Raw genomic sequence first — 13,622 nt, forward strand, 5'->3', positions numbered from 1 at the left:
AATTCAGGGGCGTTTTTTTATATGCTTAGAAAATTGATTGCTTCTTGTTCAACATAGATGAAGTATTAACAGACCCTACTCTTTCATCAGCCAACGGTCAAAGTAACGACGCCCAACACCCACAATACCCAAGAAAATAAACATCGCACCAAATTGGCGGCTAAAACCTGATTGATTAAAACTGCCATAACTTAAAATATTATCAATTAAGCAATACACCACAATCACAATAATCCAGTGCCAGAGCGGTAAGCGCTTAATCCCTACCGCATAAAACGCCACCCAAAGTACAACGAAGGTAAAAATGGTCGACCATACGTTCATGTTGGCGCAAATCACCATCAATAAAAATGCCACAATAGGCAACACAATTTTTAAAACACGATCCACTCGCAGTTGATGTTGGCGCTGCTTTTCAAGTACATCTAACATTTCCTTTTGATCTGGGCTGACCATAATGGATCCTTTATACAATTGCTTAAAACATGCTATTTAACAAAATTTATTCAAGAAATGCCATGTTATGATAAGTTCTCAATACAGTTTATGAGAAAAAATTGATGCAAAGCATAAGTGGAATTGTTTATCTAATTATAATTGCTTGCTTATTGCCGTATGTCTTTGCTGTTGTCGCAAAAATGGCAGGCGGCTTTAAACGTGAAGATAACCAAAATCCACGTGAATTTTTAGCCAAAACCACAGGTTTTGCTGCACGTGCTAACGCCGTACAGCAAAACAGTTTTGAAAGCCTGCCTTTATTTATTGCTGCAGTGCTCATGGCGGAATATATGGTCATCCCACAAGTGGTGGTGATGATGTTTGGTATTGCTTATATTGTGCTGCGCATTATTTATGGAATTTGTTATTTAGCCAATTGGGCGACGCTGCGTTCAATTGTTTGGATGCTGTCTTTACTTTGTCCAATTTGTATTTTGCTGATGGTGATTAAACTGACCTGATCAAGTCATGTCTGAAAATATGTATTTTTGCCTTGCAGATGTATAATCGCGCAGTAATTCAGGACAGAAAACCGTTATAATTGACGCGGTTTTAAAAAGATTTAACTTGTTTAAGAGTGATGCTATGAGCTACAGCAATATCCCTGCGGGTAAAGATGCACCAAATGACATCTATGTGATCATTGAAATTCCTGCCAATGCAGCGCCAATCAAATACGAAATTGACAAAGATTCTGATGCATTATTTGTAGACCGTTTCATGGGTACAGCAATGTTCTACCCAGCGAACTACGGTTATGTACCAAATACACTTTCATTGGATGGTGATCCGCTAGACGTATTGGTTGTGACCCCACACCCAGTAGAGCCAGGTTCTGTGATTCGTTGCCGCCCAGTGGGTAAATTGAACATGGAAGATGACGGTGGTGTTGATGCGAAATTGGTTGCCGTTCCGCACGAAAAATTAACCCCAATTTATAAAGATGTTCAAGAATATACTGATCTTCCACCATTATTGATCAGCCAAATTGAACACTTCTTCCAGCACTATAAAGACTTAGAGCCAGGCAAATGGGTTAAGTTAAGCGGTTGGGAAGGTGCTGATGTTGCAAAACAAGAAGTATTGAACTCAATTGAAGGCTACAAAGCTGCAAATCCATAATTTGCGTGGCCTGTTCAGCGTTCAAATGAAAGCTGAAATGTAAAAAACCTGCACATATTCTGTGCAGGTTTTTTTATTGGGTTTGCTATTCCGAGAAATTAGAATAATTTCACTGGAATATCTAACCAGATACGCCATTCATTGGTATCATTCATATAAATAGATTTGTAGCTATCATTTGCACGGTAATATGAGTGACGTACGCGAAGGCTCGCGTCTTTCGCAAAACCAGATTGAACTGTATATTTCACTTGATTAAAAAATTCACGTTCTTGTCCTTCTTGCTCGTTGCCAAGAACATCAATATCCCATCCATAGACAAATGCAGAAGTCCAGTTTAAACCTGCTAAACCGTGATTCTTAAAGTTATAATTATATTGTAGGCCAAGTGATTTTTCATCTTTGCCGATAAAATCTGAAAGATAAGAGTTCGGTAGGTAAATACTTTGTGCACCGTCAGCGTTGTTGCCATAATCGTAGCCTAAGCTGCCAGTATTTTGTTGATAAGCAAGCATTACGTTATGTACATCTTTACTATACGTACTAGAAATCGCCCAAATAGAGTTCTGTTTATCTTCAGTCAAAGTCTCAATATTTGATAAGCTACCAGCTTCGAATTCAGTATGATAACCACTAAAGCTATGAGTTAAAGTGCTTTCATTTGCCAAAGCATAGCTATAGTTGGCATTGACATAATGACGATCTAATTTATCTTTAACGTCAACACCATAATAAGATGCATTTAAGTCATCATTGAAGGTGTATTTTGCACCCCAAACTACAGCACGGTCTAATTTATTACCATCTGAATTGATTTGGCTTGAATATTGGTTCTCAGTAAATTTACCTGCAACCAAGTTTAAGTTATCAATTTCATTGCTTTGAACAAGTACACCTGTGAAATATTCAGGTACTAAGCGGGCAGTGTTGCTAGCTAGGACAGGTAAATCTAAAACTTGTGTACCGTAAGTTGCTGTAGTATTCGAGATACGTGCTTTGACATAAGCACCACCACGCGCCCAATGGTCATAAGCAGAGCCATCATTATGTGTTGGAATCATTCCGTTGCCCGTATGCGCATTTTCGCCTAGCTTGAATGAAGCATCACCAATAATCCCTGCACCAAAACCGACTACACCTTTGGTAAAGCCTGAATCTAATTTTATGATTGCTGTTTGTGCAAATGAACTGGTATCTGTATCAGGGGCTACATCTTTATAGTCACGAGCTAAATAGCCTGTACGGAATAAAACCGAACCGTTTGCGTCTTCTACAAAGCCTTTAGATTCACTTTGTTCGCTAGCAAATGCAGTTGAAATAAGCGCTGCGTTGATCAATAACGCAAGTGTCAGTTTTTTAGATTTCAGCATTGGGAGAGAGCCTCATGCAGTAAATGTGTAGTTGAAACGTAGCCGAATTGTATCGCTATTTATGCGCGAAAATATCACTTTTAAAGCACTTATGACACTAAAGTTAAGCATTTTTTCGATAAACTGTGGGGTCATTAAAAATATCGACTTTTCAAAAGTTGAATAAATATTTTATTTTTTAGTAAAAACATAAACATATTTAAAACTTACTGAGTCACTGAAACATAGCCAAATACAGCGCATCTGCAACTTGTACATTAAAAATACAGTTTATTCAATTTTTCAACAGCTTGGTGTGTGATCAAAGCGCATAAGGCACAGCATAAATTTTAAAATAGGGTGAAGTTTTTCCTGTGAAATGGTTATCTATGAAGTCGAATTTTGGGCAAGAGATAAGTGGGGAAATAAATTTATGAATCTTTATTTGAATTAAGAGTATAAAAATTACATTTTATTTAAGCTTTGAGTAATAGCTTTTGGCTATTACGGATTTCATGTGAAACATCGGTGTTTAGTTTTGGCATTACGATGAAAACAGAACTGTTTAAGCAGATATTTTATACATAACTTTTATATGGTCTTTGGCTTGCGAAAATTAAAATTGATCTATCGTTTTGGTCATTGAATTATTTTTGATGTGAAGATTGAAGTGTCGCGTCGTATATTGATGTCAAATTTTGGTGCAGAAATCTAGTGCAGTTTAGGACAGGATTTCTGTCTGTTCACTGAGTTTTGATAGTTGATGGCGTAAGGATGAACAGAGGATAGGCATGACTTTCTATTTTTTGATCAGGATAGGCTTGTGATTCTTGACTGCACTTTTTTAGGTATGTGATTTAGCTTTATTGCTATGCAAGGATGCAAAAAATAATCATAGCACTGTGTAAATTCATGTTTAAAGTGCAGTGGTTATAAGACGAGTATTGATGCAAATCAAAATTCATTCCAATCAAAATAAAAAACACACTAAAAATAATTGATGTATAACAATAGTTTAAATTTATATCTATTGCTTTTAAACGTAAAATTGCTGTTCTGAATTTCATCGTTGGCATAGAGTTTGCAATTCCTTCATTGAGTCAAAAAAAATAGACAAAGGCATCTCATCCGATGCAGGGGGAATCTAAAATGAAATTCGTACTTCAAACACTTTCTTTGGCGATGTTCGCAGCCACATCAAGTCTCAGCTTTGCTGCAGAAAATGCGACAGGCATGTCGTTTAGCGGGACAGCAGCCTTAACCAGTGATTATCGCTATCGTGGTTTAACTCAAACCTTTAATGATCCCGCAGTGCAAGCAGGTTTTGCTCTCAGCCATGATTCTGGCGTGTATGCAGGCGTGTGGGGTTCCAATGTCGATTTTGGTGGTACGGCACATTTAGAGCTTGACCCTTATATGGGCTATACCACAAGCCTAGATTATTTTGCCAGCAAACCCATTTTGGATGTGGGTTTTTGGTATTACGCCTACCCAAGTGAGAGCGATTTAAACTGGCTCGAAGCTTATGCAAAATTAGGTTTTAGTGATATTTTGTTTAAAGATGCCAGCTTATTAACAGCCATTAACTACAGTAATGATTTCTTAGGTGGTGACACCGATGCTTGGTATTTCAATGCCACTTATACCGCACCCATTGGAAGTACCGGCTTTTCTGGGGTTGCTGGATTAGGTTACACCCAAGCAGATGACTTTGATTTTGGCGGTGGAAAAGACAGCTATGTAGATTGGAAAGTCGGTGTAAGCTATAACTTTGCTTCAGTTGAAGGTTTATCTGCTGAATTGGCTGCTGTAGGAACTGATATTGATACCGATGGTTTTTCGCATGCGGCAAAGCGTGGCGTTGAAACAGGAGCTGTATTTACTTTAACTAAAGCCTTCTAAAGATACGGCTACGACGATAAATAAAAGCTCCAGTTAGGAGTGAAACTTAAAACAATAAAAACAACTCGCCCATTGTACAGGCATGGCAATGGGCTATTTTCATCTCTTAGACTTTTAATCAGATTCTTAATCGAACTCTTAATTAGACTTTCAATCAGGCTTCATGGGCACGATAAGACAGTGCTTCACTCAAATGTGGACTTTGAATCTGTTCACTTTGGGCTAAATCTGCAATGGTGCGTGCCACTCGTAACACCCGATGATACGCACGTGCCGATAAGTTCAAACGCTGCTGCGCAATGGCTAAAATATTTTGCGCAGTATCATCTAAATGTGCAAATTGCTCTAATTGTTTGGGACTGAGCGCCATGTTTAAACACTCTTGGCGTTGCAATTGTCGTGTATATGCTTGAATGACACGGCTTCGCACGGTTTCAGAATTTTCCACTGGTCGGGTATCCTGTAATTCATGTGCTTGCAGAGGTGGTACATCAATGTGTAAGTCGATACGATCCAATAACGGCCCTGAAATACGGTTTTGATAGCGTTTAATACTTTCTGCAGAACACTGACAGCGCACATCTTGATTAAAAGCATAACCACAAGGGCAGGGATTCATGGCAGCAATCAGTTGAAAGTTGGCTGGAAAGGTAATTTGCCGAGAGGCGCGGGAAATCACAATTTCTTTGGACTCTAAAGGTTGGCGCAGCACTTCTAACACTTTTTTATCAAATTCAGGCAATTCATCTAAAAATAAAACGCCTAAATGCGCCAAGGTAATTTCACCGGGTTTGGGATATGAGCCTCCACCGACCAAGGCTACAGCAGAAGCGGTATGATGTGGGGCGCGAAAAGGACGCTGTCCAAACGTATGCGGGCTATTGGCCACTGAATAGATACTGGCAACCTCTAAATTTTCCTGCATATTCAATGGCGGTAAAATACTGGAAAGCCTAGATGCCAATAAGGTTTTACCTGTACCGGGTGGGCCTTTGAATAGCAATGAATGTCCACCAGCAGCTGCTATTTCCAAAGCACGTCGTGGGCGCAATTGTCCTTTAACATCGACTAAATCAAATGCGGAATGTGATAACTGTGGCTGGGCAATTGCGGTGACTTTATCTAAAGGCTGGCTTTGTGCCAAATGTTCGCAAACTTGTTTTAAATGTGTGGCGGCAAAGACTTCAAAGTCAGGCAATTGAGCAGCTTCTTGTGCATTTTGTTCAGGTAAAACCAAACAATGCTGTGCCTGTTGGCAGGCAATCGCAATACTGAGTGTACCTGTGGTAGGGCGCAATTGACCATCTAAAGCCAATTCTCCAATAAACTCTAAACCTTCAGTGCTTTGTTCGGGCAATTGTCCCGAAGCAATTAAAATGCCTAAAGCAATGGCTAAGTCCAAACGTGAACCATCTTTGGGTAAGTCGGCAGGTGCTAAATTAATGGTCAGACGTTTGGTTGGAAATTGAAAACCACTGTTAATAATGGCAGAGCGTACCCGATCTTTACTCTCACGCACGGCAGCTTCGGCTAGACCGACAATGGTTAAAGAAGGTAAGCCTTGACTCAGATGGACTTCGACTTCAATTGCAGGGGCGTGCAAGCCGAGCAGCCCCCGCGTATACACTTTGGCAAAAGACATTTTTATGATGATCCGTTTTGGTGCGTTATTTTTATAATGTTTGGTTTTTGTATTTATGCACTCAATTGGTGCTTATTTTTGGAGTTGGATTTTCTGTTCTAGTACTTCAACCTGTTTTAACAATTCATTTAAACGTAAGTTGGCATTATTGAGCGCAGTACGTTGGCGGTCTAGCTCATCTTGCGAGACCAAATCCATTTTGGTGACCGCCTCATTGAGCAAAGCACGTAAATTATGTTCTAAATCTTTTTTAGGTTGTTCAACTTGTTCCAAAATGGCTTGTAATAAAGTTTCAATCATTGTTGTTTCCACAAAGATGGAGAAAATGGAGGCAGTGTAGCACTGGTCTTGAATAGACTATAGCATTTCAGACGAAATATGGATTTATTCGATGAGTAAAATCGTAAATCTTCTAGTAAATATGTCTATTTTTTGAAGATCAAAACCATATAAATGTATAAAATAAGGTATAAAGAAAACTCATGTCACGGTTTCTAATTTCCCCCGACCTTAGAACTTTGGCATGGAATTTGAACATAAAACCTTACTGGTGAATTAAGCCGAAGGAAAACACACATGAAGCTCGTAACTGCAATTGTAAAACCCTTTAAATTAGATGATGTGCGTGAAGCATTATCTGAAATTGGTGTTCAAGGGATCACCGTAACAGAAGTCAAAGGCTTCGGTCGCCAAAAAGGTCATACCGAACTTTATCGTGGCGCCGAGTACGTCGTTGACTTTTTGCCTAAAGTTAAAATTGAAATCGCAATTAGCGATGAAATGGTGGATTCGGTGATTGAGTCAATCACTCGTGTTGCTAGTACAGGCAAGATTGGTGATGGCAAAATCTTTGTTACTAACCTCGAACAAGTCATCCGTATTCGTACAGGTGAAACGGGTGCAGACGCTGTTTAAGAAAATGGCACGAAGTTTGCTGAGTACCTAATAACTCACAAAAACAAAGGTCGGGGGACACAAATGAAAAAAATGCTACTCGCGCTGAGTCTATCAGGCGCACTTCTTGGTGGTTCTGTTGCTTGGGCTGAAGAAGCCGTAACAGCCACCGCACCAACTTCAGATGTTGCAGTGCTTGAAACTGCCGAAACATCTCCTATCGAAACAACAAATGCAACAGAAGTTGCAGCTGTAGCAGAAGTCAGCACGCCCGAAGCTGCTGAACCTGAAGCTGTATTAGATACAGGCGATACCGCTTGGATTTTAGTTTCGACTGCTTTAGTTTTACTCATGACCATTCCTGGTTTGGCACTATTTTATAGCGGTATGGTACGCAAGAAAAACGTACTCAATACTATGGCTTATAGCTTTGTAGCAGCAGCCGTGGTCAGTATTGCCTGGGTGGCAGTGGGCTATAGTTTGGCTTTTGGTGAAGGTAATGCCTTTATTGGTGGTCTAGACAAAGTCATGCTGGCAGGCATTGGTACCGATGCGCTCAGTGGCAGTATTCCTGAAATTCTATTTGTGATATTTCAAATGACCTTTGCCATCATTACTGTGGCAATTATCAGTGGTTCAATTGCAGAACGAATGAAGTTTGGTGCCTTTGTTGCCTTTATCGCGATTTGGGTGGTTGTGGTCTACGCACCAATTACCCACTGGGTATGGGGTGGTGGTTGGTTAGGCAATGATGGCGCACTCGACTTTGCTGGTGGTACTGTTGTTCATATTAACTCGGGTGTTGCAGGTTTGGTTGCTGCATACATGTTGGGTAAACGTATGGGCTTGGGCCGTGAATCTATGGCCCCGCACAACCTGACCTTGACTGTACTGGGTGCAAGTTTACTTTGGGTGGGCTGGTTTGGTTTCAACGGTGGTTCTGCTTTAGGCGCGAATGGTGCAGCGGGTTATGCCTTAGTTGTGACTCAAGTGGCAGCCGCAGCCGCAGCAATTGCATGGCTTGTGGTTGAAAAACTGGTACGTGGTAAAGGTTCTGTATTAGGTGCTGCATCGGGTGCTGTTGCAGGTTTGGTCGTCATTACGCCAGCAGCAGGTTTTGTGACTGTCGGTGGTGCATTAGCGATGGGTTTAATTGGTGGTGTGGTCTGTTTCTGGGGGATTACTGCCTTAAAACGCGCCCTGAAAGCCGATGACTCTTTAGATGCCTTTGGACTACATGGTGTAGGTGGTATTGTTGGTGCAATTTTAACCGCCTTTTTTGCCAGCGAGTTTATTATGGGCGATGCTGCACCAAGCAACCTAATGAGCCAAGTTTGGGTGCAAGTTGAAGGTGTGTTAGCGACTATTGCTTACTCAGCTGTACTGACTTTCATCATCTTAAAAGTAATTGATCTAACAATCGGTATTCGTGTGGCTGCAGAAGATGAGCGTATGGGACTTGACTTAAGCCAACATGGTGAGCGTGTCGAATAATCCACACAGCACATAATCAATATATTGTGTAAAACAGCCCTTTGGGGCTGTTTTTTTTCTATATATTGCGTAAAACTCTACAAAGTTGAGAAATTTTGCTACACTGCATTTTCATTCAAATTTGTGCAATTTAACCGCTATGCATTGTCCATTTTGCAACGCTGCAGACAGTAAAGTGATTGACTCACGTTTGGCGGCAGAAGGCTGCCAAATTCGCCGACGTCGTGAGTGTATTGGCTGCGGTGAACGCTTCACCACTTTTGAAAGTTATGAAGTCGTCATGCCACGTGTGATTAAATCGGATGGGAAAAGTGAACCCTTCGATGAAGCCAAGCTACGTCGTTCACTGATGCATGCTTTACAAAAGCGTCCTGTGACCCAAGAGCAAATAGAAACTGTACTCAGCGACATCCAATTACAAATTCGCCGTTTGGGTGAGCGCGATGTGAAATCACGTACCATTGGTGAAATTGTCATGCAGGCCTTATTTGCACTGGATCATGTGGCGTATGTCCGTTTTGCTTCGGTGTATCAAGACTTTCAGGATGTCGAAGCGTTTCGTCGTCAAATTGAACAAATGCAGTTACGTGAGCAATAAATCCTCATGTCAGCAAAAAGCACACAACATCTGAATATGACTGAATCTACTTCCAATTTACCACCCGACGATCTTTTTTGGATGCGTCGTGCTATTGAATTGGCACGTTTGGGGCAATACAGTACCAAACCTAATCCAAATGTCGGCTGTGTGATTGTTAAAGATGCGCAATTATTGGGCGAAGGTTATCATCCGCGTGCAGGACAACCGCATGCCGAAGTCTTTGCTTTGCGTCAGGCAGGTGAACAGGCACGTGGTGCAACTGCCTATGTAACTTTGGAGCCGTGTGCGCACTATGGACGCACACCACCTTGTGCCAAAGCATTGGTTGATGCAGGCGTGGCTAAAGTGGTGGTGGCATGTCCAGACCCAAATCCATTGGTGGCAGGCAAGGGCGTTCAGATTTTACAGGATGCAGGTATTCAGGTTAGCGTGGGCGTGGCAGAAGCTGAAGCAGCGCAGTTAAATGCAGGCTTTTTAAAAGCCATGGCTACAGGCATGCCTTATGTGCGTTTAAAAATTGCTTCTAGTTTGGATGGTCGTACGGCAATGGCTTCGGGTGAATCCAAATGGATCACAGGCACGGCTGCACGTGCCGATGTGCAGCATTGGCGGGCAATTTCTGCTGCAGTATTAACGGGGATCGACACGTTACTGGCCGATGACTGTCTGCTTAATGTACGCCACTTAGAGGGTGTAGATGACATCCACAGCGTAGTACAACCCAAACGGATTATTTTAGATCGCCAAGGTCGTTTGCCTTTGAGCGCACAAATTTTGCAGCAGCCTGAAACGGTGATGGTGATGGGACCGTATCGTGCAGAGTTGGCTGCTTTGGGCGTGTTACAATTGGAACCGCAACCTTTAGCCACCTTACTTGCCCAATTGGTACAGCAACATCAAATTTATGATGTGTTGGTTGAAGCGGGTGCAACCTTATCGACCGCTTTCTTACAGGAAGGTTGGGTTGATGAAGTGATCAGCTATGTGGCACCTACATTGTTAGGGCGCTCGGCTCGTGCCATGTTTAATGCAGAATTTGAACAGATGGCAGAGCAACTTCGATTTAAACTTTGCGATGTCACTCAATTGGGTGATGACGTGCGCCTTAGGTTAATTCCTTCTCAAGAGACACTATGAGTTCAGAGTCAACGGTTTATCACAAACGTCGTCATGCGGCACGCACCACTGATGAATACTTATTCCATCAGTTAGTGCCTTATTTGGGCAATAAACGCCGTTTACTGCATCTGATTTTAGAAGCACTTGAACAGACAGGAACGCTACATCCTAAAAATGGTCGTGCACCAATTTTTGCCGATTTTTTTGCAGGTTCAGGAGTGGTATCACGTTTGGCGCGTCAAAATGGTTATCGGGTGATTGCCAATGATTGGGAACCGTACAGCCATGCCTTAAACCATGCGATTTTGGCCTGCACTGAAGCGCCCGCGTTTAAAGAATTAGGCGGCTATCAAAAAGCCATTGATTATTTGAACCGTTTGCCTGAAGTAAAAGGCTGGGTGACGCATAATTTGTGTCCGCGCAATGACGAGATTTATGACCCAAGTCGTGACCGTTTGTTCTTTAAACGTCGAAACGGCATGCGTATAGATGCGATTCGTCAGCAAATTGCCACGTGGCAAGCGCAGGGTGCAATTGATGATGTTGAGATGTCAGCATTATTGGCACCGTTGCTGTACTCTGCCAGTTTTGTCAGTAATACCAGTGGAGTGTTTAAAAGCTTCCACCATGGTTGGGGCGGTAAAACTAAAACTGCACTAGAACGAATTGAATCGTTATTGTGGCTCACTCCAAGCCGTTTTTGTGAAATTGGCGATGCCAGTAAACCTGCTGCAGAAATGTGGTGTGTCGATGCACAGCATCTGGCCAATCAAATGAGTGGTTTTGAGGTCGATGTTGCGTATTTGGACCCTCCATATAACCAACATGCCTATAGCAGTAACTATCATGTTTTAAATGCTTTAACGTTGTGGGATCAGGTCGATTTACCCACCCCAGACACCAAAGGCTTTAAAAGTGGTATTGACCGTGCATGGCGTAAGGAACGTCCAAGTCCATATAACTCTTCCAAGTATGCCAAAGAGGCTTATGAAACCTTATTGGAAACCATCAATGCACGTTTTATTCTGACCAGCTATTCTACCGATGGTAATATTAGTGCCACAGACTTGTTGCAAGCCAATTTAAAACGCGGTCGAGTGACGTTATTGACGCAAGATGTTCCGCGTTATCGCGTGAGTAAACAGCGTCAGTCCGAGCGTGCGCGCGTGCTGGAATTTATTGTGATTACCGATACGCATGCCAAGTCAGGCCCACCTATTCGCCAGTTGTTAGGGCAACTTTACCATTTTGCAGAATTGGGTGGTGTAGATACCTCAGGTGTGAGTACCCAATTGGCGTTGTGGTAAATCCACAAATCCTCAGTGAATGAGAGAAAAGATTATGTTTACAGGCATTATTGAAAGTTTAGGTAAAGTAGAAAGCCTGCAAAGTGTGGGCGGTGATGTACGTTTGCGTATTCAGACCGATTTGGATATGTCGGATGTGCATTTGGGGGATTCAATTGCCACCAATGGTATTTGCCTGACTGTGATCGAGTGGGGCGACAATTGGTATGCCGCAGATGTGTCCCGTGAAAGTTTGAACCGTACCACTTTAGGCACATGGAAAGTGGGTCAGCCTGTCAATGTCGAAAAAGCCATGTTGCCGACCACACGTTTTGGTGGACATATCGTAAGTGGCCATGTTGATGCAGTCGGTGAAATTACGCTGGTACGTGAAGATGCACGTTCAATTTACTATGAAGTGACTGCACCTGCAGAAATTGCCAAATATTTGGCAGAAAAAGGTTCGGTGACCGTCGATGGCATCAGCCTGACCATTAACCATTTACGCGGCAGTGTTATCAGTCTGAATTTAATTCCACACACGGCAGAGCGTACCAATATTGGCACATGGAAAGTTGGCAGCAAGGTCAATTTAGAAGTGGATGTCTTGGCGCGTTATATTGAGCGTTTGCTCTTGGGTGATAAAGCTGCAGAAACTACGCAGCAATCTAAAATTAGCATGGAATTCTTGGCTGAAAATGGCTTTTTAAAATAAGCACAGAGCCGAATGAAATTTAAACAGTCTGATTGAAAAATTAGACTGTTTTTTTGTTTTTAGGGATAATTAACGAGATAAAGATGTTTTTTTCATCATAAACACCCCTTTGGCTTAATGTAAATGATTGATTTTTTAATGAATTTGGAACACTGGCTGCCATTATTACTCGATAATTATGGTCTGTGGATCTATGCCATTTTGTTTCTGATTATTTTTGCAGAAACAGGTTCTGTGTTCATGTTCTTTTTACCAGGCGATAGTTTGCTGATCGCAATTGGTGCCTTATGTTCCACCACTGACGTGGTGCATTTGCACTATATGGGGATTTTGCTTTTTGTCGCGGCAGTCTTGGGATATAGCGTCAACTATTACACTGGACGAATTCTAGGGGTGAAGTATTTTCATCAACATTCACGTTATTTCAAACCTGAATATATTGTCAAAACCAACCATTATTTTATGAAACATGGTGGCAAAACTATTTTAATGGCGCGTTTTATACCGTTTGTACGCTCATTTGCACCATTTGCTGCAGGATCAGGGCACATGCCTTTGGCGACCTTTAGTTTTTATAATGTGGTGGGTGCTGCCGTATGGATTTTTTCTTTAATGGCAATAGGTTATGGCTTGGGTAATATTTTGTCTTGGTTGGGTGATTGGATTTAAATTCCTCATTTTTTCTATTTTCTTATTCTAAATCCACCGCGATAACTAAAAAAGTGGATTGATGGCCACAAAAAAAGCCCACCGTGTGGACTTTTGATATTGTTCAGTTTTAGTGTTTGGTGACAATTAATTCTGTGCCACCCAGGCGCGGGCTAAAAGTATCGTTACTTTGAATTGAAAACTCCCCCTTTTCCGCTTCTTTAGACAAGTACATGCTTAATGATTGGAAATCTGCACGACTGATCCATAAATCCTGAGCACGAATACTCCACTGTTCGCCCGTATTAAGATGGTCGATTTTGCCTGAAATTTTCGTCAAGATATCCATTTG

Annotated in this window: 15 protein-coding genes; 10 read left to right on the forward strand and 5 right to left on the reverse strand. The window is 41.8% G+C overall.

Going from position 1 to position 13,622, the window contains the following annotated elements; all coding sequences use genetic code 11:
• Window positions 1-75 precede the first annotated feature (75 nt).
• Window positions 76-456 (reverse strand): hypothetical protein, encoded by a 381-nt coding sequence (locus FTV41_RS09645; RefSeq protein ID WP_004975646.1) that lies wholly within the window; start codon window positions 454-456, stop codon window positions 76-78.
• Window positions 457-560: 104 nt separating this feature from the next.
• Between FTV41_RS09645 and FTV41_RS09650 the strand changes: the two genes are divergently transcribed.
• Both FTV41_RS09650 and ppa read left to right on the forward strand, forming a co-directional pair.
• On the forward strand, window positions 561-959 hold the full coding sequence (locus tag FTV41_RS09650) for an MAPEG family protein (RefSeq protein ID WP_096902243.1): 399 nt from the start codon (window positions 561-563) through the stop codon (window positions 957-959).
• A gap of 124 nt (window positions 960-1,083) precedes the next feature.
• A complete protein-coding gene (gene ppa, locus FTV41_RS09655; RefSeq protein WP_019838157.1) occupies window positions 1,084-1,620 on the forward strand; it encodes an inorganic diphosphatase in 537 nt (178 codons plus the stop codon).
• 98 nt (window positions 1,621-1,718) lie between these two features.
• Here ppa and FTV41_RS09660 read toward each other — a convergent pair whose 3' ends face one another.
• Window positions 1,719-2,990: an OprD family outer membrane porin gene (locus FTV41_RS09660; protein ID WP_179996484.1), complete on the reverse strand. Its 1,272-nt coding sequence runs from the start codon at window positions 2,988-2,990 to the stop codon at window positions 1,719-1,721.
• Between the two features lie 1,128 nt (window positions 2,991-4,118).
• Between FTV41_RS09660 and FTV41_RS09665 the strand changes: the two genes are divergently transcribed.
• On the forward strand, window positions 4,119-4,871 hold the full coding sequence (locus FTV41_RS09665) for a TorF family putative porin (protein ID WP_179996485.1): 753 nt from the start codon (window positions 4,119-4,121) through the stop codon (window positions 4,869-4,871).
• A gap of 154 nt (window positions 4,872-5,025) precedes the next feature.
• Here the strand turns inward: FTV41_RS09665 and FTV41_RS09670 are convergent, their stop codons facing one another.
• Together FTV41_RS09670 and FTV41_RS09675 are read right to left on the reverse strand one after the other, a co-directional pair.
• On the reverse strand, window positions 5,026-6,513 hold the full coding sequence (locus FTV41_RS09670; protein WP_179996486.1) for a YifB family Mg chelatase-like AAA ATPase: 1,488 nt from the start codon (window positions 6,511-6,513) through the stop codon (window positions 5,026-5,028).
• Window positions 6,514-6,585: 72 nt separating this feature from the next.
• Window positions 6,586-6,813, reverse strand: a complete 228-nt coding sequence (locus FTV41_RS09675; RefSeq protein WP_154321151.1) for an accessory factor UbiK family protein — start codon at window positions 6,811-6,813, stop codon at window positions 6,586-6,588.
• A 276-nt stretch (window positions 6,814-7,089) separates the two neighbouring features.
• Here FTV41_RS09675 and glnK point away from each other — a divergent pair, with 276 nt between their 5' ends.
• The 7 genes from glnK (at window position 7,090) to FTV41_RS09710 (ending at window position 13,291) form a co-directional block, all read left to right on the forward strand.
• On the forward strand, window positions 7,090-7,428 hold the full coding sequence (gene glnK, locus FTV41_RS09680) for a P-II family nitrogen regulator (protein WP_004650081.1): 339 nt from the start codon (window positions 7,090-7,092) through the stop codon (window positions 7,426-7,428).
• 63 nt (window positions 7,429-7,491) lie between these two features.
• Entirely contained in the window at window positions 7,492-8,901 is a 1,410-nt protein-coding gene (locus tag FTV41_RS09685) for an ammonium transporter (RefSeq protein ID WP_179996487.1), read from the forward strand.
• 139 nt (window positions 8,902-9,040) lie between these two features.
• On the forward strand, window positions 9,041-9,499 hold the full coding sequence (gene nrdR / locus FTV41_RS09690) for a transcriptional regulator NrdR (protein ID WP_004975665.1): 459 nt from the start codon (window positions 9,041-9,043) through the stop codon (window positions 9,497-9,499).
• A 36-nt stretch (window positions 9,500-9,535) separates the two neighbouring features.
• Complete coding sequence (gene ribD / locus FTV41_RS09695) at window positions 9,536-10,639, forward strand: bifunctional diaminohydroxyphosphoribosylaminopyrimidine deaminase/5-amino-6-(5-phosphoribosylamino)uracil reductase RibD (RefSeq protein WP_179996503.1); 1,104 nt, start codon at window positions 9,536-9,538, stop codon at window positions 10,637-10,639.
• Window positions 10,636-11,928, forward strand: a complete 1,293-nt coding sequence (locus tag FTV41_RS09700; protein ID WP_096902236.1) for a DNA adenine methylase — start codon at window positions 10,636-10,638, stop codon at window positions 11,926-11,928. The genes ribD and FTV41_RS09700 overlap by 4 nt, the downstream gene beginning before the upstream one ends.
• A gap of 34 nt (window positions 11,929-11,962) precedes the next feature.
• The gene (locus tag FTV41_RS09705; RefSeq protein WP_104852910.1) at window positions 11,963-12,622 is read left to right on the forward strand and encodes a riboflavin synthase; all 660 of its coding nucleotides are present in this window, start codon (window positions 11,963-11,965) and stop codon (window positions 12,620-12,622) included.
• Window positions 12,623-12,745: 123 nt separating this feature from the next.
• Window positions 12,746-13,291, forward strand: a complete 546-nt coding sequence (locus FTV41_RS09710) for a VTT domain-containing protein (RefSeq protein WP_004975673.1) — start codon at window positions 12,746-12,748, stop codon at window positions 13,289-13,291.
• A gap of 109 nt (window positions 13,292-13,400) precedes the next feature.
• Here FTV41_RS09710 and FTV41_RS09715 read toward each other — a convergent pair whose 3' ends face one another.
• Complete coding sequence (locus tag FTV41_RS09715; RefSeq protein ID WP_004975675.1) at window positions 13,401-13,619, reverse strand: hypothetical protein; 219 nt, start codon at window positions 13,617-13,619, stop codon at window positions 13,401-13,403.
• Between the last annotated feature and the right edge of the window lie 3 nt (window positions 13,620-13,622).

Origin of the sequence: Acinetobacter sp. YH16051 (genome assembly GCF_013417135.1) — a bacterium.
Classification (GTDB): Bacteria; Pseudomonadota; Gammaproteobacteria; order Pseudomonadales; family Moraxellaceae; genus Acinetobacter; species Acinetobacter towneri.